This is a genomic window from Streptomyces sp. NPDC001787 (assembly GCF_040297465.1).
Lineage (GTDB): Bacteria > Actinomycetota > Actinomycetes > Streptomycetales > Streptomycetaceae > Streptomyces.
The window spans coordinates 1-23750 of record NZ_JBEOZE010000009.1; the positions used below are offsets into that span (position 1 = coordinate 1).

Below are 23750 nucleotides of genomic sequence, written 5' to 3' on the forward strand. Positions count from 1 at the left end.
GCGCCCGCATACTGGATGTATTCGGGCGTTTCGACAACGCGGCGAGGTGCCGTAGCTGTCGTCGTGCGCCCGCCAGGAATTGCGGGACAGCCCTTGGCCGCCGGTCATCACCCGGGCCGGTCGGCCGGTTCCGCGGTCCGGAAGCGGCGGCGGTATTCGGACGGCGCCGTTCCGAGGGCTTTGACGAAGGCGCGGCGCATGGCTTCCGGGGTGCCGTAGCCGCTGGCGCGCGCGACCCCGACGACGCCGTCGGAGGTGTCCTCCAGAAGCCTGCGCGCATGTTCCAGGCGCACCCGGTCGACGTACCGGCCCGGCGTCAGACCCGTCTCCGCCCGGAAGGCGCGGGCGAAGTGACGGGGCGAGAGCCTGGCCCGCCGCGCCAGGGCCTCCACGCAGAGGTCCCCGCCGGGGTGCTCGCTGATCCAGTGCTGGATGTCCCGCAGCGGCTCGCGCCGGGCCGTCTGGGCGGTGAGCTGGGCACTGAACTGGGCCTGGTTGCCCGGCCGTCGCAGGAACACCACGAGATGCCGGGCGACGGTGAGCGCGACCGCCCGCCCGTGGTCCTCCTCGACCAGGGCCAGTGCGAGATCGATGCCCGCGGTGACCCCCGCCGAGGTGGCCAGTCTCCCGTCGCGTACGAAGATCGGGTCGGGGTCCACCTCGACGGCCGGGAAATCGCGGGCGAGCTGTTCGCAGTAGTTCCAGTGCGTCGTCACCCGGTGCCCGCCCAGCAGCCCCGCCTTCGCCAGCAGCAGGGCGCCCGTGCACACGGAGACCAGCCGCTGCGCGTGCGGGGCCGCCGCGCGCAGCCAGGCGGTGAGGGCCGGGTCGGCCGTGCGGGTGCCGTGCCCGCCGGGCACCAGCAGCGTGTGCGGCGCGGCGGCGTCGGCGAGGCTGCTGTCGGGGAGCAGCGTGAGCCCGCTGCCGCAGCGGACCGGGCCGCCGTCCAGTGAGGCGGTGCGCAGTTCGTAGGAGACCCCGGGGAAGCGGGAGGCTCCGGCGAAGACCTCCGTCGGCCCGCTCACATCGAGGCTCTGGACGCCGTCGAAGAGGACGACGAGAACGGATCGCTGCTTCATGGATGCCATCCTGGGCGGCGGGTCCCGATGGCCGCAATGACGAGTTCCCCACCTTTCCTGCCACGGTCGCGGCCCCGTATTTCGGGCGGCACCAAGGGTTACGGAACGTACCGACCAGTCGGTAACGTGCGGGCATGACTACTCTGCCGCCCCGCGCCGGACGCCGCTGCCACAACGCCCTCAACCCCTTCCACTCCACCGTCTACTTCTCCCCCGACCTCGGCAAGGAGCTCGGGGAGCTCGGCATCGACGACGCGCACGCCGTCTACCTCGCCGCCCGGAGCGCCGCGCTGGGCGCGGCGGGAGCGGGCACGGTCACCGCGGCCTTCTACAACTTCAACCATGAGCTGGTGGCCCGCCATGTGCCCGCCGTCTGGTCCGTCGCCGCTCCGGAGGCGGTCCTCGGCGCGCGGCTGCGCGCGGTCGACTCGACCCTGCGCCGGCTGCTCGGGGAGGAGACCCTCGCCTCCGCCGAGCTGGCCGAGGCGGCCGGACTCGCGCTGCGCGCCACCGAGGCCTGCACCCGGCACGCCCGGACGCTGTACGCCGCCCACGCGGATCTCCCGGTGCCCGAGCAGCCGCACCTGGCGTACTGGCATGCCGCGACGCTGCTGCGCGAGCACCGCGGCGACGCCCATCTCGCCGCGCTGCTCGCCGCCGGTCTCGACCCGGTCGAAGCCCTGGTCAGCCACACCGCCACGGGCAAGGGCATGGCTCCGGGCTGGATCCTCGCCACCCGGGGCTGGAGCCGTGGGGACTGGGAGGACGCGGCCGGGCGGCTGCGCGCCCGCGGCCTGCTGAACGCCGAGGGCGAGCTGACGGAGTCCGGCACGGCACTGCGGGCGGAGGTGGAGGAGGCCACGGACGCGATGGACTCCGCACCGTACGAGCACCTGGGCGCGGCCGGTGTGGAGCGGCTCACGGAGTTGGGGCGCGGCTTCCTGTTCGCGGCGGCCTCGGCGGGCGCGTTCCCCGGCGATCTGGCCGGCAAGGGCTGACCGCGTCCCGGTGGTGTCCGGCCGTGTTCGTGGAGGGCGCGCGACACGGCCCCCGGCCACCCGGCACAATGCAGGCGAAGGGGACCACCCCCGCAAGAGCGTGCAGCGGTAGGAGCGGCAAGCTCTTTGCACGGCCAGCACAGCCAGTACGAGAAGGCGAGTCGGGAAAACCGTGACGACGTCCATCGAAGGCAGGATCGCCGAGGAGCTCGGCGTACGTGAGCGTCAGGTGAAGGCGGCCGTCGAGCTGCTCGACGGCGGGTCGACCGTGCCGTTCATCGCGCGCTACCGCAAGGAAGCGACCGAGATGCTCGACGATGCGCAGCTGCGCACGTTGGAGGAGCGGCTGCGGTATCTGCGGGAGCTGGAGGAGCGGCGTACGTCGATCCTCGACTCCGTACGTGAACAGGGCAAGCTCGACGAGGCGCTGGAGGCGCGGATCCGGGCCGCCGACACCAAGGCGCGTCTTGAGGACATCTACCTGCCGTTCAAGCCGAAGCGGCGCACGAAGGCGCAGATCGCGCGGGAGGCGGGCCTCGAACCGCTGGCGGACGGGCTGCTCGGCGACCCGTCGGTTGATCCGCTCGCGGCGGCTGCCGCGTTCGTCGACGCGGACAAGGGCGTCGCGGACGGGGCGGCGGCGCTGGAGGGCGCCCGTGCCATCCTCACCGAGCGCTTCTCCGAGGACGCCGATCTGACCGGTGAGCTGCGTGAGCGCATGTGGTCGCGCGGGCGGCTCGCGGCGAAGGTCCGGGAGGGCAAGGAGGAGGCGGGCGCGAAGTTCGCGGACTACTTCGACTTCGCGGAGCCGTTCACCGCGCTGCCCTCGCACCGGGTGCTCGCGATGCTGCGGGGCGAGAAGGAGGAGATGCTCGACCTGGTCCTGGAGCCCGAGGCGCCCGAGGAGGCGGACCGGCCGGGCCCCTCCGTCTACGAGAACATGGTCGCCCGACGCTTCGGCGTCGCCGACCGCGGCCGTCCCGGCGACAAGTGGCTCGGCGACACGGTGCGCTGGGCGTGGCGGACCCGGATCCTGGTGCACCTCGGCATCGATGTGCGGCTGCGGCTGCGTACGGCCGCGGAGGACGAGGCGGTACGCGTCTTCGCGTCGAACCTGCGTGATCTGCTGCTCGCCGCCCCGGCCGGGACGCGCGCCACGCTCGGCCTCGACCCCGGATTCCGTACGGGCGTCAAGGTCGCCGTCGTCGACGCGACCGGCAAGGTGGTGGCCACCGATGTCATCCACCCGCATGTCCCGGCGAACAGGTGGGACCAGTCGCTGGCGAGGCTGGAGCAGCTGGCGAAGGCGCACCACGTCGATCTGATCGCGATCGGCAATGGCACGGCGTCCCGCGAGACGGACAAGCTCGCCGGTGAACTCATCGACAAACACCCCGAGTTGAAGCTCACCAAGGTGATGGTGTCGGAGGCGGGCGCCTCCGTGTACTCGGCGTCGGCGTTCGCCTCGCAGGAACTGCCGGACATGGATGTGTCGTTGCGCGGTGCCGTGTCGATCGCACGGCGGCTCCAGGATCCGCTGGCCGAACTGGTGAAGATCGACCCCAAGTCGATCGGGGTCGGCCAGTACCAGCACGACCTGTCCGAGGTGAAGCTGTCGCGCTCGCTGGACGCGGTGGTCGAGGACTGTGTGAACGGTGTCGGTGTCGACGTCAACACCGCCTCGGCACCCCTTCTTTCACGGGTCTCCGGGATCAGCTCCGGGCTCGCCGAGAACATCGTCGCCCACCGGGACAGCAACGGCCCCTTCCGGTCCCGCAAGGCGCTCAAGGACGTGGCGCGGCTCGGCCCGAAGGCGTACGAGCAGTGCGCGGGCTTCCTGCGCATCCGTGACGGCGACGACCCGCTGGACGGGTCGAGCGTGCACCCCGAGGCGTACCCCGTGGTGCGGCGGATGGTGAGGACGACGGGCAGCGAGGTCGCCTCCCTGATCGGGAACGCGGGCGCGCTGAGGTCGCTGCGGGCGGCCGACTTCGTGGACGACACGTTCGGGCTGCCGACCGTGACGGACATTCTGAGGGAACTGGAGAAGCCGGGCCGCGACCCGCGTCCGGCCTTCCGGACGGCCACGTTCAAGGAGGGCGTCGAGAAGCTCGGCGACCTGGCCCGGGGAATGGTGCTGGAGGGAGTCGTCACGAACGTCGCCGCGTTCGGCGCGTTCGTCGACATCGGCGTCCACCAGGACGGTCTGGTGCACGTCTCGGCGCTGTCGAGGACATTCGTGAAGGATCCGCGGGATGTCGTGAAGCCCGGGGACATCGTGAAGGTCAAGGTCATGGACGTCGACATTCCGCGCAAGCGGATCTCGTTGACGCTGCGGCTGGACGACGAGCCGGGCGCGCCGGCCGGTGGCGGGCAGGGCGGTGGCCGGGGCGGCCGTCCGCCCAAGCAGCGACAGGAGCAGGGCGAGGGCCGGGCGGACCGCGGTCAGCGGGGCCAGGGCGGCCGGGACCGGCGCGGCGGCGGGGGCGGTGCGGCCCGTGGCGGCGGCGCCTCCCGCGGCGGGGCGGGAGCCCCGGCTCCGGCCAACAGCGCGATGGCGGACGCGTTGCGCCGGGCCGGACTGACGGATCCGCAGCAGGGCGGCGGCCGGAAGCGCTGAGTCCGGGCGGGTGCGGGGGCAGCGCCCCCGCACCCGGTGCCGTCAGAGTTCCTTGATTCCGCCGGCCTCGACCTCGACCCGCCTCGTCGTCGTCACAGCCTCCAGCATCCGCCGGTCGTGGGTGACCAGCAGCAGCGTCCCCGTGTACGACTCCAGCGCGGACTCCAGCTGCTCGATCGCGGGCAGGTCCAGGTGGTTGGTCGGCTCGTCGAGGACGAGGAGGTTGACGCCCCGGCCCTGGAGGAGCGCGAGGGCGGACCGGGTGCGCTCGCCCGGGGAGAGGGTCGTCGCGGGGCGCATCACATGGTCGGCGCGCAGACCGAACTTGGCCAGCAGGGTGCGGACCTCGGCGGGCTCGGTGTCGGGGACCGCCGCGCAGAACGCCTCCAGCAGCGACTCCGCGCCCAGGAACAGCTTCCGCGCCTGGTCGACCTCGCCGACCACCACGCCCGAGCCGAGCGTGGCGTGCCCCGAGTCCAGCGGGAGCCTGCCCAGCAGGGCGGCGAGCAGGGTGGACTTGCCCGCCCCGTTGGCGCCGGTGATGGCGACCCGGTCCGCCCAGTCGATCTGGAGCGACACCGGTCCGAAGGTGAAGTCGCCGCGCACGACCTGTGCCTCGCGCAGGGTGGCGACGACCGATCCGGAGCGGGGGGCTGCGGCGATCTCCATCCGCAGCTCCCACTCCTTGCGCGGCTCGTCGACCACGTCGAGCCGCTCGATCATGCGCTGTGTCTGCCGGGCCTTCGCGGCCTGCTTCTCGCTCGCCTCGCTGCGCGCGTTACGGCCGAGCTTGTCGCCGTCGGTGGCCTTGCGCCGGGCGTTCCTGACGCCCTTGTCCATCCAGGAGCGCTGCATATGGCCGCGGGCTTCGAGGGCCGCCCGCTTGCCGGCGTACTCCTCGTACCCCTCACGGGCGTGCCGGCGGGCGGTCTCGCGCTCCTCCAGGTAGGCCGCGTACCCACCGCCGTAGAGATTGATCTGCTGCTGGGCGAGGTCCAGTTCGAGGACCTTGGTGACCGTGCGCAGCAGGAACTCGCGGTCGTGGCTGATGACGACGGTGCCCGCGCGCAGTCCCGACACGAAGCGTTCGAGGCGCTCCAGGCCGTCCAGGTCGAGGTCGTTGGTCGGCTCGTCGAGCAGGAAGATGTCGTAGCGGGACAGCAGGAGCGAGGCGAGACCGGCGCGGGCCGCCTGGCCGCCGGAGAGCGCCGTCATGGGGAGGTCGAGGCCGATGGTCAGCCCCAGATCGGCGGCGACCTCCTCGGCCCGCTCGTCCAGGTCGGCGCCGCCGAGCGCGAGCCAGCGCTCCAGGCTCTCGGAGTACGCGTCGTCCGCGCCCGGCGCCCCGTCGACCAGGTCCTGGGTCGCGGCGTCCATCGCGCGCTGGGCGTCGGCGACCCCGGTGCGGCGGGCCAGGAACTCCCGCACGGTCTCCGCCGGGCGCCGCTCGGGCTCCTGCGGGAGGTGTCCGACGGTGGCGGTGGGCGGGGAGAGCCGCAGCTCCCCCTCCTCCGGCTGGTCCAGCCCGGCGAAGAGACGGAGCAGGGACGATTTTCCGGCGCCGTTGACTCCGACGAGACCGATCACATCACCGGGCGCGACGACGAGGTCGAGTCCGGCGAAGAGTGTGCGGTCGCCGTGTCCGGCGGCGAGGTCCTTGGCGACGAGGGTGGCAGTCATCAGGGTGTCGATACTAATCCGCCGCGGGGGACACCGGGGCGGCCGAGCCGGCGGCCGAGCCGGCGGCCGGGGCGCGCCCGGGGGCGGCCCCGCCGCGCGGGGCTCCCGGGGAGCGCCCTCAGTCGGAGGGGTCGGACGTGTGGCGCCGGTCCGTGGTGATCTGCGCGGTCCCCGGGCCGATCCGGATCTCGAAGTCGCCGTCGTACCTGGCGTGGCCCTCGATCACGGCGGATTCGACGGCCTCCACCCCGAACTCCTGCCGGACGATCTGCGGGTCCTGGCGCAGGTCCCGCATCAGGGCCACGCACATCCCGATCATCACGATGGTGAAGGGCGCGGCCACCAGGATGGTGAGGTTCTGGAGCCCGGCCAGCGCGTCTCCCTTGCCGTCGCCGATGAGCAGCATGACGGCGGCGACGGCGCCGGTGACGACTCCCCAGAAGATCACGACCCACTTGGCCGGTTCGAGGACGCCCTTCTGGGAGAGCGTGCCCATGACGATGGAGGCGGCGTCCGCGCCGGAGACGAAGAAGATGCCGACGAGCACCATCACCAGGACGCTCATCACGGTGGGGACCGGGAACTCCTGGAGGACACCGAAGAGCTGGGCCTCCGGGGTGTCGGCGTCGCCGAGCCTCCCGGATTCCTGGAGCTTGATCGCCGAGCCGCCGAACACGGCGAACCAGACCAGGCTGACGGTGCTGGGGACCAGGATGACGCCGCCGACGAACTGGCGGATCGTCCGGCCCCGGCTGATCCGCGCGATGAACATGCCGACGAAGGGCGTCCAGGAGATCCACCAGGCCCAGTAGAAGACCGTCCAGTTGCCGAGCCACTCGGCCACCTCGTCCTTGCCGGTCGCCTCGGTCCGACCGGCGAGCTGGGCGAGGTCGCCGAAGTACGCGGCGATCGACGTGGGCAGCAGGTCCAGCACGATGATGGTGGGACCGGCGATGAAGACGAACACGACCAGGATCAGGGCGAGCACCATGTTGGTGTTGGACAGCCACTGGATGCCCTTCTCCACGCCGGAGACGGCGGAGGCGACGAAGGCGACGGTCAGGGCCGCGATGATGGCGACCAGCAGTCCGGTGCCCGTCTTCTCCTTCCAGTCCAGCTCGTGGAATCCGCTGCCGATCTGGAGGGCGCCCAGGCCCAGGGATGCGGCCGAGCCGAAGAGGGTCGCGAAGATGGCGAGGATGTCGATGAACCGGCCGACGCCTCCGCGCGCGTGCCGTTCACCGATCAGCGGCTCGAAGACCGCGCTGATCGTCTGCCGCCGCCGTCTCCGGTAGGTGCTGTAGGCGATGGCCAGCCCGACCACCGCGTAGATCGCCCAGGGGTGCAGCGTCCAGTGGAAGAGGGTGGTGGCCATGGCCGTCTGCATGGCCTCGGCCGCGTCGGCGGGATGGGTGCCCGGAGGCGGATCGACGAAGTGGGCGAGCGGCTCACTCACCCCGTAGAACATCAGGCCGATGCCCATTCCGGCGCTGAACATCATCGCGACCCAGGAGACGGTCCGGAACTCCGGCTCCTCGCCCTCCTGGCCGAGCGAGATCTTCCCGTAGCGGCTGATCGCGAGCCACAGCGCGAAGACCACGAAGCCGGACGCCGCGAGCATGAAGGCCCAGCCACCGTTGTGGATGAGCCCGTTGAGCAGCCTGCTGGAGACCCTTTCCAGCGAGTCGGTGGCGACCGAGCCCCAGAGCACGAAGGCGAGGGTGAGGACCGCCGTGACTCCGAACACCACCCGGTCGGTCGTGGGGCGCCTGCCGTGGGGCGCCTCGGCGGGGAGATCGGCCGTGACCGGCAGATCTCCCCGTCCGCCCGTTCTCTGATCGTCCTGCGACACGAATGGCACCTTTCACGGAGTCCGAAAATCGCTCTCCGTAGGCAGTACCACACAGGACGCGCATCTCAGGGGATCAACAAGCGGTATCGGCTTGACCGTTTGTGAGGTGATATGTCGCGCGTTCGTCGAGCAGGAGGGGAATCAGGTCGCGGGCCGACTGCCGCAGCGGTACGTACGCTCCGTCGCCCTCCCGCCGGGAGGTGACGCCGTGCAGGGCCAGTTCGTCCCGCACCTCGGCGTACTGGGCGGCGTCCAGCCGGTAACCGCACGGCGGGTCCTGCAGGATCTCGTCCGGCTCGGCCGGGTCGTTGTCCGCCCCGCCCAGATGGACGGGCCCCCGGTCCGCGAACCCCGCGAGCCGCGAGGCGGTGGTGGCGGCCTCGATCCGGCCGCGCTGCTGCCCGGTGAAGGCGAACAGACCGTCGAGCGCCGCCTGCTGGGACCGGACCCTGCGCCGCTGGTTCAGCGCGTGGTCCGCCTTCTCCTCGTCGCTGAGCGCGTCGACCCGGGATTCGATGAGCAGACCGACCGCGTGCTTGATGCCCGAGGTGTTGCGCAGGATCCGTTCCTGGCCGTCGCCCGCCGTCTGCTTGATGGGGTCGCCGGTCACCGGATCGGTCCAGATGCCGTACAGGCCGCTGCTGAAGCCGGCCGCCGTCGCGGCGGTCCTCACATAGCGGTCGGACAGGGTCTTCGAGGCCTCGTGCACCCGGTCGGAGACATTGGGATTGCGCGGCCACAGGACGAAGAGGTCCTTGTCGTAGTACGGGGGTGTCGCCCCGTACTCGTGCAAGTCGTAGATGACATCGGGACGTCGGTCGCGGATCACCGCCGCCATGGCCCGGCCCTCGGCGGTCTCCAGGGCGATGTGGTCGCGGTTGATGTCGACACCGTCCGCGTTGCCCCGGGTGTTGGCGGCGCGCCCGTCGGGGTTGGCCGTCGGCAGGACCAGCACCCGGGTACGGGACAGGAAGTCGCGGGTCGCCCGGTCCTCGGCGAAGGCGAGATCGCGGACGGTCGACAGGCACGCCTCGCGGCCGGAGGGCTCGTTGCCGTGCTGACTGCAGATCAGCAGCATCGTGTTCGACGTGGTCCGGTGCCCGCCGATGCGGACGAGCTGGAGCGGCCGTCCCTCCTCGGTCGTGCCGATCCGGTCGACGGAGACCCGGTCGCTCCCCCGGTCCACGGCGGCGAGGAAGGACTGTTCCTCCGGCTGCCCCGTCCAGCGGGCCCCGTCGCTGAGCTCGAAGCCGGTGCGCGGCGGGCGGTGCGCGGCCTCGGCGGGAACCGTGGCGAACGGCAGGGCGAGCGCGGCGGCCGACGCCGCCAGCACCATCGTGCGCACGGCCGTTCGACGGCGGAGCGGGGCGCCCGTCCGACGCGGCGTTCGCGCGGCGTCCGGCCGGAGGGACGGGCGAGGGGCGGGGAATCGGAGTGCACGGGCGATGCGAGGGGTCATCAGCGGCTGCCTCCCGGGTGCGGGGGACGGGCACGGGGGTACCCGCCGGCCTGTCGGCGTGTGCGGAAGGTACCCCGGTCAACTCCGGTGCGACAGGGGGCGATCACTCGCGCCATGACGGCCGGATGGCGATCGTGTGACAGAAATAGCCATGAGCCGGTCAAAAACGCTCTCGTCTGGCTAGTGTCGCCACGACCGGTCGGAAGATCATCCGCCCCGACGACTTGGAGCATTCGTGCACCGCAGACTCATCGTCCCCAGCGCACTCGCGGCCACCCTCGTGCTGGCGATCCCGGCATCGGCCGCCGGAGGCACCGTGGGCGCCCCGGGTATCGGCGACCCCTACTACCCGGCCAGCGGCAACGGTGGCTACGACGTGTCCCACTACGACCTGCGGCTGAAGTACCAGCCCGCGACCGATCTGCTGGAGGGCACGGCGACGCTGCTGGCCACCCCCACCCAGCAGCTGACCCGCTTCAATCTCGACTTCGGCCTCGCGGTCTCCGAGGTACGGGTGAACGGCAGGAAGGCCGGCTTCACGAAGTCCGGGGAGCAGGAGCTGGAGATCACCCCGGCCGCCGCCCTCACGAAGGGCAAGCCGGTCTCGGTGGTCGTCCGCTACGCCGGAAAGCCCTCCGAGCTGAAGGTCAACGGCTGGACCGCGTGGGCCCGCACCCCCGACGGCGGCGTCGCCGCGCAGGAGCCGGACTCGGCCGTGTGGTGGTTCCCGAGCAATGACCACCCGCTGGACAAGGCGACGTACGACGTGTCGGTCTCCGTGCCGGACGGCACCCAGGCGATCAGCAACGGCGTCCTCCAGTCGCAGAGCTCGAAGCTGGGGTGGACCAGGTTCAACTGGCGTTCGGACAAGCCGCAGGCGACGTATCTGACGACGCTGGCGATCGGCAAGTTCGACATCACGACCGACAAGACGGCGGACGGCCTGCCGGTCCTGAACGCGTACAGCAAGGACCTCGGCGGCAACGACGGGGCCGCGCGCGCCAGCATCGAGCGCACGGGCGAGGTCGCCGAGTGGCTGACCGAGGTGTTCGGCCCGTACCCGTTCAACGCCCTGGGGGGCTACGTACCCAATGTGACCAGCGGCTTCGCCCTGGAGACCCAGACCAGGCCGTTCTACAGCCCGAGGCAGTTCGCCAACGGCGCCAACGTCTCGGTCGTCGTGCACGAGCTGGCGCACCAGTGGTACGGCGACAGCGTGTCGGTCGAGGGCTGGAAGGACATCTGGATCAACGAGGGCTTCGCCCGGTACAGCCAGTGGCTGTGGTCGGAGAAGGAGGGCGAGGGCACGGCGCAGGAACTGGCCGACTACACCTACGCCCAGCACCCCGCCGACGACGCCTTCTGGACGGTGAAGCCGGGCGACCCGGGCCCGGACAACCAGTTCGCCGGGGCCGTCTACGACCGGGGCGCGCTGGCACTCCAGGTGCTGCGCAACGAGGTCGGCGACGACACGTTCTTCGCGCTGCTGAAGGGCTGGCCGGCCGAGCACGCGTACGGCAACGCGAACGTGGGCGACTTCGTACGGTACGCGGAGCGGGTCTCGGGCATGCCGCTCGCCGGGCTCTTCGACACCTGGCTGTACCGGCCCTCGCGCCCGGAGCTCCCGGCGGCGGCGGGCGCCACGGCCGCGGGCGGGCGGACCGAGGCACCGGCCGCGCGGGAGGGCGCGCGCCGCGCGGCGCATGAGGCGGCCGGGCCCGAGCGGCCCGCGTCCTGGAAGAAGATCGCCGCGACGAACACGGTGCACGACCACCGCTGACCCCCGGCGGTACGCCCCGGGCGCCGTCGCTCCCCCGCGGAGCGGCGGCGCCCCGTCCGCCCGCGGGGGCGGCGGATAGGCTGGCGGTGTTCGAGCAGTTCCCGCCAGTCCCGGCCCGCGACGGCCGGATTCCCGTGCGTACGAGGAGCGTCCCTTGTCCGGTCCTAGCCCCGACTCCCTCCGCGACGCCCGGCCCACCCTGGAGGCGGTGGCGGCCCGCGCGGGCGTCTCCCGGGCGACGGCCTCCCGGGTGGTGAACGGGGGCGCCGGGGTGCGGCAGCCGCTGGTGGATCAGGTGCGCAAGGCCGTCGAGGAGCTCGGCTACATACCGAACCACGCCGCGCGCACGCTGGTCACCCGGCGCAACGGCGCGGTCGCCGTGATCATCGACGAGCCCGAGTTCCGGATCTTCTCCGACCCGTTCTTCTCCCGGCAGATCCGCGGCATCAGCCGTGAACTGATTCTGCACGACGCCCAGTTGGTTCTCCTCCTGGTGGAGGGGAGCGGCGACTTCGACCGGGTCACGCGCTATCTCGCGGGCGGCCATGTCGACGGCGTGCTGGCGTTCTCCCTGCACACGGACGACGAACTGCCCGCGATCATCAGCAGGTTCCGTGTGCCGACGGTGTACGGGGGCCGTCCCGGGTCCGGCTCCGGGCCGGCGGTTCCCTACGTCGACTGCGACAACCGCGGTGGTGCCCGCGAGGCCGTGCGCCATCTGGTCGCGCTGGGGCGGCGGCGGATAGCGCACATCGCCGGACCGCGCGACCAGACCTCGGCCCTGGACCGCGTCGACGGCTACCACGACGCCCTGCCCGCGGGCGATCCCGGCCTCGTGGTGGACAGTGACTTCACCGCCGAGGGCGGCGCGCGGGCCATGGCCCGTCTGCTGGACAGCCACCCCGGCGTGGACGCCGTCTTCGTCTCCAACGATCTGATGGCCTCGGGTGCCCTGCGGGTGCTGCGGGAGCGGGGCCGCCGGGTTCCCGAGGACGTGGCCGTGGTCGGCTTCGACGACATGGCGTCCGTCGCGGAGGTCACCGAGCCGCCGCTGACGACGGTCCGCCAGGATGTCGAGGGCATGGGCCGGCTGATGGTTCGGCTGCTGATGCAGCGGCTGAACGGAACCGGGGACGAGGCGACCGCGTCCGTCATCACCCCGACCGAACTGGTCCTCCGCGCCTCCGCCTGACCGCGGCTCGCGGCTGACCGCCGCCTCCCCCGACCACGCCCTCCCGGGCCCTTCCCGGACCCTCACCTCACCCTCGCACGCCCTCGCGCGCCCTCTGCCGCGCCGTCGCGCGCAGGCGGGTACCGCCGCCCTCGCTCCCCCCTTCCTGGAATCCGTGTCAGCAGTGTTGACGCCACCCGTGAAACAAGTCGATAGTATTTGTAACTTTGACTCCCTGAATCCTATGGATCATCAGATAGCTCTGAACACAAAGGAGTTGAAGCACACCGCTACCTTCACCACGCGTTCCAGGAGGGTGCACCATGGGCCGCTACAGCCGTCTCCGCGAGATCCGCCGAATGGATCCCACCCGCGACTACGCCGAGATCCTCCGGCTGATCACGCAGTACGAGTTCCCCTGGGACTACCGCCAGGGCGTGAGCATCGCGTTCCTCCGCGACTTCGGGGTCCCACGGATCTCCGTACTCCTCGACCGCACCCAGGAGTTCGAGCGGGCCGGACAGAAGCGGTACGACGACACCGTCCTGATCGGGTACGAGATGGCCAGGGACGGCTTCGACTCGGCGCGCGGCCGGGCGGCGGCCCGTCACCTCAACCGGATCCACGGCAGGTACCGCATTCCCAACGAGGACTTCCTCTATGTGCTGGCCACGACCGTCGTGGGGCCGAAGCGCTGGATCGACCGGTTCGGCTGGCGTCCGCTGTGCGCCCAGGAGATCGAGGCACTCACCCAGGTCGGGCGGAAGACGGCGGCCGTGATGGGCATCGAGGGGGCTCCCGTGACGTACGAGGGCTTCGAGCGGCTCCTCGACTCCTACGAGGAGCGGATGTTCGCGTACGACCCGGCCAACCGGCGGGTCGCGAACGCCACGTTCCGGACGATGGCGAGCCGGTATCCGCGCCCGGTGCGTCCGCTGGCCGCGCGCTTCTCGCTCGCGCTGCTGGACGAGCCACTGCTGCGGGCGCTGGGCTTCCGGGTGCAGCCGCGCCCGGTCAGGGCGGCCGCGTCGGGTGCCCTGCGGGCGCGGTCGCGGCTGGTGCGGTTGCTGCCGGCCCGGCCCGGGTGGCTGCCGTCGCGCCCGCAGCCACGCTCGTACCCGTTCGGCTGGCGGCTGGACGACCTCGGCCCGCACTGGGCCCGGAACCGCCCGCTGGAGCCCCTGCCAGACGAGGTCCGGGCCGCTGCGGCGCCACCCCCGGCGCGGGAGCCCTCCTGAGCACCCGCCCCGGGCGGAGCCCCGCCGCGGCCGGCCGTGAGGCCTCAGCCGGCGGCGAGCAGCGGGACGAGGTAGCGGCGCGCGAAGGAGCGGACCTGCTCGTCGTCGTCCAGCTCGAAACAGCTGACCGGGTTGAGCAGGAACGAGACGGTGATCCGCACCATCAGTTCGGCGACGGGTGTCGGGTCGCTCTCCGGCCGCCCCTCGGCCCGCCGCACCTGGCGCAGCCGGCCGGCCACATATCCGCGCATGGCGAGGAAGGCGGGACCGCTCTCCAGGGTGAGGAAGGGCAGCATGATCTCCGGTTCGAGCCGCAGCAGACCGCCGACGAGCGGGTGTTCCCGTATGTGCTTGAGGACGGCGGTGAAGCCCTCGACGAGCCGGTCCTCGATGGTGGGCAGCGCGGCGACCGCGTCGTCGACCTCCACCACGAACCGGCGGTACTCACGCAGCAGACAGGCCGAGACGAGGCTGTCCTTGTTCCCGATCCGCCGGTAGACGGTCACGCGCGAGACCCGTGCCCGCTTGGCGACGTCGTCCACGGTCGACCGGCGCAGCCCGAAGGTGATGAACTGCTCGCGCGCCGCGTCGAGGATCTGTTCGCTGAGCGCGTCGGACGGCGGAATCTCCGTGAGCGCCCTCGCGAGCAGTGCCTCGTTGGTACTCAGCGCCGGCATGAGCCCTCCCCCGTCCCTGCGGTCCGACTCCACCATAGCCATGCCGGCACGGGGCGACGCGCCCCCTCACCCCGTAACTCTCATCCGTTCGGGCAGCGTTGCCGCAGGCCGTGTTCCGGGCGGCTTTCACCGCGGGGTCAGTCGGAACCGTAGTCGTACACCGTCACGGGTATGCCCTCGGCGACGAGGCGCTGTCCGATCAGCGGCTCGATCCTGGACCACTTGCCGCCCGCCAGCCCGCAGCCGATCCGCGGCATATGGACCGAGGCCCCCAGCTCCGCGGCCCGTACGGCCACCGCGCCCAGAGCCGCGTCCACCGCCTCGTACCGCACGGGCACCCCCTTGCTGCCCGTCCGTGTCCCCCGCTGGCCGATCATGTTCGCCACCCAGGTGTACGGAGCGACCTGGACGAACTGCACGGCCCCCAGGGCGAAGTCGTTGCCCGCCCGCTCGCGGTACCAGCGGCGGTACTCCTTCTCCGGCTCGGGCCAGCGGCGCGAGACGGCGAGCACGAAGCCCTTGCCCCAGCCGCCCAGGTCGTTGCAGACATGCGCGATGAGCTTGATGCCCTTGCCCTGCGGGGCCGTGGCGTCTCCCCGTACATAAGTGATCTCCGGCATTCCCCCACCCTACGAACCACCACTGACAATCACGCCCCGTCGCCGCCCACCACTTTCACAACAGTGGTGAGACAGCAATACTGATGAACCGGACGGGTGCACGGGCACGGCCGCGGGAAGCGAGGAGCAGACATGGTGACCGGGACCGACGAGCCGACGCTCACCGTCGACGAGCTGGCGGCTCGCGCCGGTGTCACCGTGCGTACGGTGCGTTTCTACAGCACCCGCGGTCTGCTGCCGCCCCCGGTCATCGGTCCGCGCCGGGTCGGGCACTACGGACACGAGCACCTGTCGCGTCTCGCCCTGATCGAGGAGCTCCAGCACCAGGGCATGACGCTGGCCGCCATCGAGCGGTATCTGGAGCAGCTGCCGCCGGATCTGAGCGCGCACGATCTGGCGATCCACCGGGCGCTCGTGGCGTCCTGGGCGCCGGACAAGGCCGAGCACATGACCGGGGCGGAGCTGGAGCGGCGGGCCGGGCGGGCGCTCACCGGGGCGGACGTGGACCGGCTGGCGGCGATGGAGGTGCTGGAGCGGCCCGAGGAGGCCGGAGGGAGCTACCGGGTGGATCCGGGGCTGCTGCGGCTCGGGGTGGAGCTGCTGGACGTGCCGATCGCGCACGAGACGATCCTGGCGGCGCGCACGGTCCTGGTGGAGCACACCCGGGCGGCCTCGCAGGAGCTGACCCGGCTGTTCCGGGACGAGGTGTGGAATGCCCACCGGGAGCGCGAGTCCGGCCCGGATCATGTCGCCGCGATGAAGTCGCTGTCGGCCCATATGCAGCCGTTGGTGGTGCAGGCGCTGGTGACCGCGTTCCAGCGGTCGCTGAAGCAGGAGCTGCGGGCCGCGTTCACGGCGCGGTGAGTACGCCGTGGACGCGGCCCGTGCAGCCCGGGGGTCAGTCGTGGAAGGTCTCGCCCTTCCCCGCCTTCTCCACCAGCAGCGCGGGAGGCAGGAACCGGTCGCCGTACCGCTCGGCGAGTTCGCGGGCGCGTGCCACGAAGCCGGGCAGGCCGCCCTCGTAGCCATTGATGTACTGGAACACACCACCGGTCCACGGCGGGAAGCCGATGCCCATGATGGAGCCGATGTTGGCGTCGGCGACGGAGACGAGGACGTTCTCCTCCAGGCAGCGGACGCTGTCCAGCGCCTCGGAGAACAGCATCCGCTCCTTCATGTCGATGAAGGGCACCTCGGCGTCCGGCTTGGCGAAGTGCTCCCGCAGCCCCGGCCACAGACCCGCCCGCCGGCCGGCCTCGTCGTAGTCGTAGAAGCCCGCGCCACCGCTGCGTCCGGGGCGCCCGAACTCGTCGACCATCCGGTCGATGACCTCGTCGGAGGGGTGCCCGGCCCAGGTGCCGCCCGCTTCCTCGACGGCCCGCCGGGTCTCGTCGCGGATCCTGCGCGGCAGGGTGAGGGTCAGCTCGTCCATCAGGGAGAGCACCTTGGCCGGGTAGCCGGACTGGGCCGCCGCCTGCTCGACCGACGCGGGCTCGACGCCCTCGCCGACCATGGCGACGCCCTCGTTGATGAACTGGCCGATGACGCGCGAGGTGAAGAAGCCGCGTGAGTCGTTGACGACGATCGGCGTCTTCCTGATCCGGCGGACCAGGTCGAAGGCGCGGGCCAGTGCCTCGTCACCGGTCCGTTCGCCCTTGATGATCTCGACGAGCGGCATCTTGTCGACGGGCGAGAAGAAGTGGAGGCCGATGAAGTCGGCCGGCCGCGACACCCCTTCGGCCAGGACCGTGATCGGCAGCGTGGAGGTGTTGGAGCAGAGCAGCGCGTCGGGCTCGATGACGTCCTGGATCTCCTGGAACACCTTGTGCTTGAGCGAGGTGTCCTCGAAGACCGCCTCGATCACCGCGTCGCAGCCCGCCAGATCGGCCGGGTCGCCGGTCGGGGTGATGCGGGCCAGCAGCTCGTCGCGCTTCGCCTCGGTCGTACGCCCCCGGGAGAGCGCCTTGGCGAGAAGCTTCTCGCTGTACGCCTTGCCCTTGGCCGCCGCCTCCGCGGAGACGTCCTTGAGGACGACGTCGATGCCCGCCCGCGCGCAGGAGTACGCGATTCCGGCGCCCATCATTCCGGCGCCGAGAACGGCCACCTTGCGGACCGGCCGCTCCGGGACGCCCTGGGGGCGGTTGGCTCCCGAGTTGACCGCCTGGAGGTCGAAGAAGAACGCCTGGATCATGTTCTTGGCGACCTGGCCGGTGACCAGCTCGGTGAAGTAGCGGGCCTCGATGGTGAGCGCGGTCTCGAAGTCGACCTGCGAACCCTCGACCGCGGCGGCCAGGATGTTGCGGGGCGCGGGCATGGGGGCGCCCGCGATCTGCTTCTTGAGGTTGGCCGGGAAGGCCGGCAGATTGGCGGCGAACCGCGGGTTGGACGGAGTGCCGCCGGGGATCCTGTAGCCCTTGACGTCCCAGGGCTGGCTCGACTCGGGGTTGGCGTCGATGAAGGCGCGGGCCTTGGTGAGCATCTCCTCCCGGGTGGCGGCGACCTCATGGACCAGACCGTTCTCCAGGGCGCGCCGCGGTGTGTACTGGGTTCCCTGGAGCAGCACCTTCAGCAGCGCGTCGGCGATACCCATGAGGCGTACGGTGCGGGTGACCCCGCCGCCCGCGGGCAGCAGGCCGAGGGTGACCTCGGGCAGGCCGATGCGTGAGCCGGGCGCGTCGAGGGCGACGCGGTGGTGGGCGGCGAGCGCGATCTCGTAACCGCCGCCGAGGGCCGCGCCGTTGATGGCGGCGACGACGGGCTTGCCGAGCGTCTCGATACGGCGCAGCGACCTCTTGATGTCCATACCGGTGTCGAAGACGGCCTGGGCGTCCTCGGGGCCGACCTTGATCATGTCCTTGAGGTCGCCGCCCGCGAAGAAGGTCTTCTTCGCGGAGGTGTAGATGATGCCGCGGATGGAGTCCTGCTCGGCCTCGGCGCGGTCCGCGACCGCGGCGAGGGAGTCCTTGAACGCCTGGTTCATCGTGTTGGCGGACTGCCCCGGGTCGTCCAGTACGAGGGTGACGACGCCGGTCTCGTCCTGTTCCCAGCGGATGGTCGTGCTCTCGGTCATTGCTCTTCTTCTCCGTAAGCAGGGGTGGCCGGGACGGTCAGAGTCGTTCGATGACGGTGGCGACGCCCATGCCGCCGCCGACGCAGAGGGTGACCAGGCCGTACCGCTGGTCGCGCCGCTCCAGTTCGTCGATGAGCGTGCCGAGGATCATCGCGCCGGTCGCGCCGAGCGGGTGGCCGAGCGCGATGGCTCCGCCGTTGACGTTGACCTTGTCCAGGGAGAGGCCCATGTCCCTGACGAAGCGCAGCACGACCCCGGCGAAGGCCTCGTTGATCTCGACGAGGTCGATGTCGTCGATGGTCAGCCCGGCCTTGGCCAGCGCCTTGCGGGTCGCGGGGGCGGGGCCGGTCAGCATGATGGTCGGCTCGGAGCCGGAGACCGCGGCCGAGACGATCCGGGCCCGCGGGGTGAGGCCGTAGCGCTCACCGGCCTGCTGGGAGCCGATGGCGACGAGCGCGGCACCGTCCACGATGCCGGAGGAGTTGCCCGCGTGGTGGACGTGGTCGATCTTCTCGACCCAGTGGTACTTCTGCAGCGCGACCGCGTCGAAGCCGCCCATCTCGCCGATCCCCGCGAAGGACGGCTTCAGCGCGGCGAGCGAGTCGGCGGTGGTGCCGGGCCGCAGGTGCTCGTCGCGGTCGAGGACGACCAGGCCGTTGCGGTCCCGGACGGGGACGACGGAACGGGCGAACCGCCCGTCCTTCCAGGCCTCGGCCGCGCGCTCCTGGGACAGGGCGGCGTATTCGTCGACATCGCGGCGGGAGAAGCCCTCGATGGTGGCGATGAGGTCGGCGCCGATGCCCTGCGGGGCGAAGCCGGTCTGGAAGCTGGTCATCGGGTCCATCGCCCAGGCGCCGCCGTCCGAGCCCATCGGGACCCGGGACATCGACTCGACCCCACCGGCCAGGACGAGGTCCTCCCAGCCCGAACGGACCTTGGCGGCGGCCAGGTTGACCGCTTCGAGGCCGGAGGCACAGAAGCGGTTCTCCTGGACCCCGGCGACGGAGTCGGGCAGCCCGGCCGCGATGGCGGCGATCCTCGCGATGTCGGAGCCCTGGTCCCCGAGCGGGCTGACCACGCCGAGGACGATGTCGTCGATGGCGGCCGGGTCGAGGTCCGGGAAGCGGTCCCGGATCTCATGGATGAGGCCGACGACCAGGTCGATCGGCTTGGTGCCGTGCAGGGCGCCATTGGCCTTGCCGCGGCCGCGCGGGGTGCGGATCGCGTCGTAGACGAATGCTTCGGTACTCAAGACAGCTGCCTTTCGGGGTGGTTCGGCGACAGGGGTCGGGCGGTGGGGCGGTGGTCGGGCGGCACGGGTGGCGGTCGCGGTCGGGGTCGGCGGTCGCGGTGGCGGTCGGGGTCGGGGTCCGGGAAGAGGATCAGGCCAGCAGCGAGCGGCCGATGATCTCCTTCATGATCTCGGTCGTACCGCCGTAGATGGTCTGGATACGGCCGTCGGTGAACGCCCTGGCGACCGGGTACTCCGCCATATAGCCGTAGCCGCCGTGCAGTTGGAGGCAGCGGTCGGCGACGCGCTTGTGCAGCTCGGTGGCCCACCACTTGGCCATCGAGGCGTGTACGGCGTCGAGTACGCCCTGCGAGTGGTCGACGACGCACCGGTCGAGGAACGTGCGGGTGACCGCGCACTCGGTGGCCATCTCGGCGATCTCGAACCGGATGTGCTGGAGCTTGGAGAGCGGGCGCCCGAAGGCCTCGCGCTCCTTGACGTACCGGGTGGTGATCTCCAGGAGGTGCTCGGCACCGGCGATCGCGGCGACCGCGATGCCCATCCGCTCCTGGGCGAGGTTGGTCATCAGATGGAGGAAGGCGCCGTCCCGCTCACCCAGGAGGTTCTCCTTGGGGACCCGGACGTCGTGGAAGAACAGCTCCGCGGTGTCCTGGGACTTCTGGCCGATCTTGTCGAGGTTGCGGCCCCGCTCGAAGCCCTCCGCCCCGCGCTCCACGACGATCAGGGAAAGCCCCTTCGCGCCGCCTTCCGGAGTGGTCTTCGCGACGACGATCACCAGGTCGGCGAGGATGCCGTTGGAGATGAAGGTCTTCGAGCCGTTGAGCAGCCAGTGATCACCCCTGTCCTCGGCCGTGGTGCGTATGCCCTGGAGGTCCGAGCCCGCGCCCGGTTCGGTCATGGCGATGGCGGTGATGGTCTCGCCGGAGCAGAAACCGGGCAGCCAGCGGCGCTTCTGCTCCTCGGTGGCCAGGCCGGTGAGGTAGGGGCCGATGATGTCGTTGTGCAGGCCGACGGCCAGTCCGGCCGCGCCGGCCCGGGTGAACTCCTCGGCGAGCACCGCGCTGTAGCGGAAGTCGGCGTTGCCGCCGCCCCCGTACTCCTCGGGGACGGCGAGGCCGAGGAGGCCCTGCCGCCCGGCCGCGAGCCAGGCCTCGCGCGAGACGATGCCGTCCTTCTCCCACTGTTCGTAGTAGGGGAGGACTTCCTTGGTGAGGAAGGTGCGGACCGTCTCGCGGAACGCGTCGTGCTCCTCAGTGAAGATCTGCCGCTGCACGGGGCCCCCTGGAGCCGGTTGTCGAGGTTGGAGTCCAGCCGCGCGGCGTCGGGCCGTGCGGCTCGGTGTCGCGTGGGGTGACGTCGAGCGGGGCGTGGCCCGCCCCGCGGGGTGGTGCGTGCTCCATCAGGCGTCGCCGTCCTTCCCGGCGGCGTCCGCGGCCGTGGTCCGGATGCCCGGTACGTCCCAGTCGGCGGCGACGGCCTCGGTGTCCGCGCCGGGCCTCGCGGGCCCGCGACGTACGGATACGGGCGTCGCGGAGAACCGGGGAGCGGGCGCGGGCTGGGTGAGGCCGCCGTGCTCGACGAAGGTGGAGCGGGCCGCGAGGTGCGGGTGGTGCGGAGCCTCGCGGAGCGAGAGGACGGGGGCCACACAGGCGTCCGTCCCCTCGAACACCGCGGTCCACTCCTCCCGCGTCCGGGTCAGGAACCGCTCGGCGACAGCGGCGCGCAGGTCGCCCCAGCGGGTGAGGTCCTTGCGGTCCGGGGCCCGGTCCGCGATACCGAGCAGGGTGACGAACTCGTCGTAGAAGCGCTGCTCCAGCGGTCCCACCGCCATGTACTGCCCGTCGGACGTCTCGTAGGAACCGTAGAAGGGGCAGCCGCCGTCGAGGAGGTTCGAGCCGCGCCGGTCCTGCCAGCCGCCGGCCGCCAGCATTCCGTGGATCATCGTCGCGAGGTGGGCGGCTCCGTCGACGATGGCCGCGTCCACGACCTGGCCCGCCCCGCCGGGCGTGCGGGCGTGCTGGAGTGCGGCGAGGACCCCGACGACGAGGTAGAGCGAGCCGCCCGCGTAGTCGCCGACCAGGTTGGCGGGCACGGTGGGCGGCTCACCGGGCTTGCCGATCATGGACAGGGTGCCGGTGAGGGCGATGTACGCGATGTCGTGACCGGCCCGCTCCGCGAGCGGCCCGTCCTGGCCCCAGCCGGTCATCCGGCCGTAGACGAGCCGGGGGTTGCGGGCCAGACAGGCTTCGGGCCCGACCCCGAGCCGTTCGGCGACGCCCGGCCTGAATCCCTCGATCAGGATGTCGGCGCGCGCCACGAGGTCGAGGACCGCGGCGGATCCGTCTCCGTCCTTGAGGTCGACGAGGACCGAGCGCTTGTTGCGGTTGGTGAGGTCGTACGCGGGATCGATGCCGAGGCCCGAGCCGCCGGGGCGGTCGACCCGCACCACATCGGCCCCGAGGTCGGCCAGCAGCATCGCGGCGAACGGGCCGGGCCCGATCCCCGCCAGCTCGACGACACGTACCCCGGTGAGCGGGCCTCGCGGACTGTGCTCTGTCCTTGCCATCCAGGGCCTCTCTGGTGTGACACAACCGATGTAACATCGATGATGCTAAGAACGTGCCCCGCTCCGCACAACCCCTGCGGCCGTCCGTTCGGGGTCACGGCCGGCCCGCACACCGGCATCCGGCCCGGAACACGACGCGGACCACGGCCAGAACCACGGCCCGGCCCGTCCGCGCGGATGCCCCGGGAGCAGAGCAAGCGCTTGGTTTGCTCCCCTCGATCCTGCCCCATCACTCCTCCGCCCGGCCGCGCGCCACCGCGTCCGGCTCCGCTACCCTCTGCCTGCCACATCGGCACCGGCCCCTGCGGAGGTATGCGTGAACAGGCAGAACGGGGCGAAACGCCCTTATGACGTCGTCCTTTTCGGTGCCACCGGGTTCGTGGGCGTGCTCACCGCCGAATATCTGGCCGCACACGCCCCGGCCGGTCTCCGCTGGGCGCTGGCGGGCCGCGACCGGACCAGGCTGGAGCGGCTGCGCGAGCGCCTCAGCGCGATCGAGCCGGGCTGCGCCGGACTGCCGCTGCTGGAGGCGGACGCGGACGACGCCGCCGCGCTGGGCGAACTCGCCGAGTCCGCACGGGTGGTGGCCACCACGGTGGGCCCCTACGTCTGGTACGGCGAGAAGCTCCTCGCCGCCTGCGCCGAGGCCGGGACGGACTACGTGGACCTCACCGGCGAGGCGGAGTTCATCGACCGGATGTATCTGGCGCACGACGCGCGGGCCCGCGAGACGGGTGCGCGCCTCGTGCACGCCTGCGGCTTCGACTCGGTGCCGCACGACCTGGGCGTGTACTTCACGGTCCAGCAGCTGCCCCGCGACGTACCGGTCACCGTCGACGGCTTCGTCCGCAGCAACGCGGTCTTCTCCGGCGGTACGTTCGCCTCCGCGCTGACCGCGATGGGCCGCGGCCCGCAGATGCTCCGGGCGGCCGGGGAGCGGCGTCTGCACGAGCCCCGGCTCGTCGGCCGGCGGGTCCGGACCCCCCTGGGCACCCCGCACTTCAGTCCGCGGACCGGCACCTGGGCGCTGCCGCTGCCGACGGTGGACCCGCAGATCATCAAACGCTCGGCCCGCGCACTGGAGCGCTACGGCCCCGATTTCCGCTATCGCCACTTCGCCTCGGTGAAGCACCTGCCGGTGGCCGTGGGCGGGACGGCGGCGCTCGGCACCCTGCTGGGGGCGGCCCAGATCGCGTCCGTACGCGCGTGGCTGATGAGCCGTTACGAACCGGGGGACGGGCCCGACGCACAGCGCAGGAAGCGCAGCTGGTTCACGGTCCGCTTCGTCGGCGAGGGCGGTGGCCGCCGGGTGTACACGGAGGTGTCGGGCGGCGACCCGGGCTACGACGAGACGGCCAAGATGCTCGCCGAGTCGGCTCTCTGCCTGGCCCTGGACGAGCTGCCGGCGAGCTCCGGACAGGTCACGACGGCGGTGGCGATGGGGGACGCGCTGCTGGAACGGCTCAAGTCGGCCGGTCTGCGCTTCCGGGTCGCCGCGGTTCGCTGAAACGGCCGTTCGGCGCTTGCCGCCGTCACAGGAGCCAGGCCACCAGGGTGTAGAGGATCGCCCCCAGCCACACGAGCCCCACGGCACCGCCGAGCAGCATGCCCACCGCGATCCGGCGCTGGGCGGGGTGCAGCGGTGCCGTGCGGATGGCTGTACGAGAAGTGTTCATACGTACCAGCCT

The 23750-nt window shown here is 71.7% G+C and carries 18 protein-coding genes; 7 read left to right on the forward strand and 11 right to left on the reverse strand.

The genetic code is table 11. The features are described from left to right. Positions 1 to 107 precede the first annotated feature (107 nt). Positions 108 to 1079, reverse strand: coding sequence for a GlxA family transcriptional regulator (locus ABT170_RS14930; RefSeq protein WP_351867488.1), 972 nt, complete (start codon positions 1077 to 1079; stop codon positions 108 to 110). A gap of 134 nt (positions 1080 to 1213) precedes the next feature. On the opposite strand from ABT170_RS14930, the gene ABT170_RS14935 reads away from it, so the two are divergent. Further along, positions 1214 to 2077, forward strand: coding sequence for an SCO6745 family protein (locus ABT170_RS14935; protein ID WP_329946778.1), 864 nt, complete (start codon positions 1214 to 1216; stop codon positions 2075 to 2077). Between the two features lie 172 nt (positions 2078 to 2249). Continuing rightward, the gene (locus ABT170_RS14940) at positions 2250 to 4697 is read left to right on the forward strand and encodes a Tex family protein (protein ID WP_329946777.1); all 2448 of its coding nucleotides are present in this window, start codon (positions 2250 to 2252) and stop codon (positions 4695 to 4697) included. 42 nt (positions 4698 to 4739) lie between these two features. Here ABT170_RS14940 and ABT170_RS14945 read toward each other — a convergent pair whose 3' ends face one another. The 3 genes from ABT170_RS14945 to ABT170_RS14955 form a co-directional block, all read right to left on the reverse strand. After that, the gene (locus ABT170_RS14945; RefSeq protein WP_329946776.1) at positions 4740 to 6377 is read right to left on the reverse strand and encodes an ABC-F family ATP-binding cassette domain-containing protein; all 1638 of its coding nucleotides are present in this window, start codon (positions 6375 to 6377) and stop codon (positions 4740 to 4742) included. A gap of 118 nt (positions 6378 to 6495) precedes the next feature. Further along, on the reverse strand, positions 6496 to 8229 hold the full coding sequence (locus tag ABT170_RS14950; RefSeq protein WP_329946775.1) for a BCCT family transporter: 1734 nt from the start codon (positions 8227 to 8229) through the stop codon (positions 6496 to 6498). A 73-nt stretch (positions 8230 to 8302) separates the two neighbouring features. Further along, positions 8303 to 9688 carry a M14 family metallopeptidase gene (locus ABT170_RS14955; RefSeq protein WP_351867494.1) on the reverse strand — a complete coding sequence of 462 codons (1386 nt, stop codon included), beginning with the start codon at positions 9686 to 9688 and terminating at the stop codon, positions 8303 to 8305. A 235-nt stretch (positions 9689 to 9923) separates the two neighbouring features. Here ABT170_RS14955 and ABT170_RS14960 point away from each other — a divergent pair, with 235 nt between their 5' ends. From ABT170_RS14960 to ABT170_RS14970, 3 genes are all read left to right on the forward strand, one after another. After that, positions 9924 to 11468 carry a M1 family metallopeptidase gene (locus ABT170_RS14960; RefSeq protein ID WP_351867497.1) on the forward strand — a complete coding sequence of 515 codons (1545 nt, stop codon included), beginning with the start codon at positions 9924 to 9926 and terminating at the stop codon, positions 11466 to 11468. Between the two features lie 154 nt (positions 11469 to 11622). Beyond that, positions 11623 to 12660, forward strand: coding sequence for a LacI family DNA-binding transcriptional regulator (locus ABT170_RS14965; RefSeq protein WP_329946772.1), 1038 nt, complete (start codon positions 11623 to 11625; stop codon positions 12658 to 12660). A 302-nt stretch (positions 12661 to 12962) separates the two neighbouring features. Continuing rightward, positions 12963 to 13877: an oxygenase MpaB family protein gene (locus ABT170_RS14970; protein ID WP_329946771.1), complete on the forward strand. Its 915-nt coding sequence runs from the start codon at positions 12963 to 12965 to the stop codon at positions 13875 to 13877. Positions 13878 to 13921: 44 nt separating this feature from the next. Here ABT170_RS14970 and ABT170_RS14975 read toward each other — a convergent pair whose 3' ends face one another. Together ABT170_RS14975 and ABT170_RS14980 are read right to left on the reverse strand one after the other, a co-directional pair. Beyond that, positions 13922 to 14554 (reverse strand): TetR/AcrR family transcriptional regulator, encoded by a 633-nt coding sequence (locus ABT170_RS14975; RefSeq protein WP_329946770.1) that lies wholly within the window; start codon positions 14552 to 14554, stop codon positions 13922 to 13924. A 137-nt stretch (positions 14555 to 14691) separates the two neighbouring features. Further along, positions 14692 to 15174: a macro domain-containing protein gene (locus ABT170_RS14980; RefSeq protein WP_329946769.1), complete on the reverse strand. Its 483-nt coding sequence runs from the start codon at positions 15172 to 15174 to the stop codon at positions 14692 to 14694. A 132-nt stretch (positions 15175 to 15306) separates the two neighbouring features. Between ABT170_RS14980 and ABT170_RS14985 the strand changes: the two genes are divergently transcribed. Continuing rightward, positions 15307 to 16038, forward strand: coding sequence for a MerR family transcriptional regulator (locus tag ABT170_RS14985; RefSeq protein WP_351867502.1), 732 nt, complete (start codon positions 15307 to 15309; stop codon positions 16036 to 16038). Positions 16039 to 16072: 34 nt separating this feature from the next. Here ABT170_RS14985 and ABT170_RS14990 read toward each other — a convergent pair whose 3' ends face one another. From ABT170_RS14990 to ABT170_RS15005, 4 genes are all read right to left on the reverse strand, one after another. Beyond that, entirely contained in the window at positions 16073 to 18244 is a 2172-nt protein-coding gene (locus tag ABT170_RS14990) for a 3-hydroxyacyl-CoA dehydrogenase NAD-binding domain-containing protein (protein WP_351867505.1), read from the reverse strand. Positions 18245 to 18281: 37 nt separating this feature from the next. Beyond that, positions 18282 to 19496 carry an acetyl-CoA C-acetyltransferase gene (locus ABT170_RS14995; RefSeq protein ID WP_266925810.1) on the reverse strand — a complete coding sequence of 405 codons (1215 nt, stop codon included), beginning with the start codon at positions 19494 to 19496 and terminating at the stop codon, positions 18282 to 18284. Positions 19497 to 19626: 130 nt separating this feature from the next. Next, on the reverse strand, positions 19627 to 20769 hold the full coding sequence (locus ABT170_RS15000; RefSeq protein ID WP_329946765.1) for an acyl-CoA dehydrogenase family protein: 1143 nt from the start codon (positions 20767 to 20769) through the stop codon (positions 19627 to 19629). 126 nt (positions 20770 to 20895) lie between these two features. Then, positions 20896 to 22062, reverse strand: a complete 1167-nt coding sequence (locus tag ABT170_RS15005; RefSeq protein WP_351867510.1) for a CaiB/BaiF CoA transferase family protein — start codon at positions 22060 to 22062, stop codon at positions 20896 to 20898. A 316-nt stretch (positions 22063 to 22378) separates the two neighbouring features. Between ABT170_RS15005 and ABT170_RS15010 the strand changes: the two genes are divergently transcribed. Beyond that, complete coding sequence (locus tag ABT170_RS15010) at positions 22379 to 23569, forward strand: saccharopine dehydrogenase family protein (protein WP_329946763.1); 1191 nt, start codon at positions 22379 to 22381, stop codon at positions 23567 to 23569. A gap of 25 nt (positions 23570 to 23594) precedes the next feature. Here the strand turns inward: ABT170_RS15010 and mmpA are convergent, their stop codons facing one another. Continuing rightward, entirely contained in the window at positions 23595 to 23738 is a 144-nt protein-coding gene (gene mmpA / locus ABT170_RS15015; protein ID WP_266925802.1) for a morphogenic membrane protein MmpA, read from the reverse strand. Between the last annotated feature and the right edge of the window lie 12 nt (positions 23739 to 23750).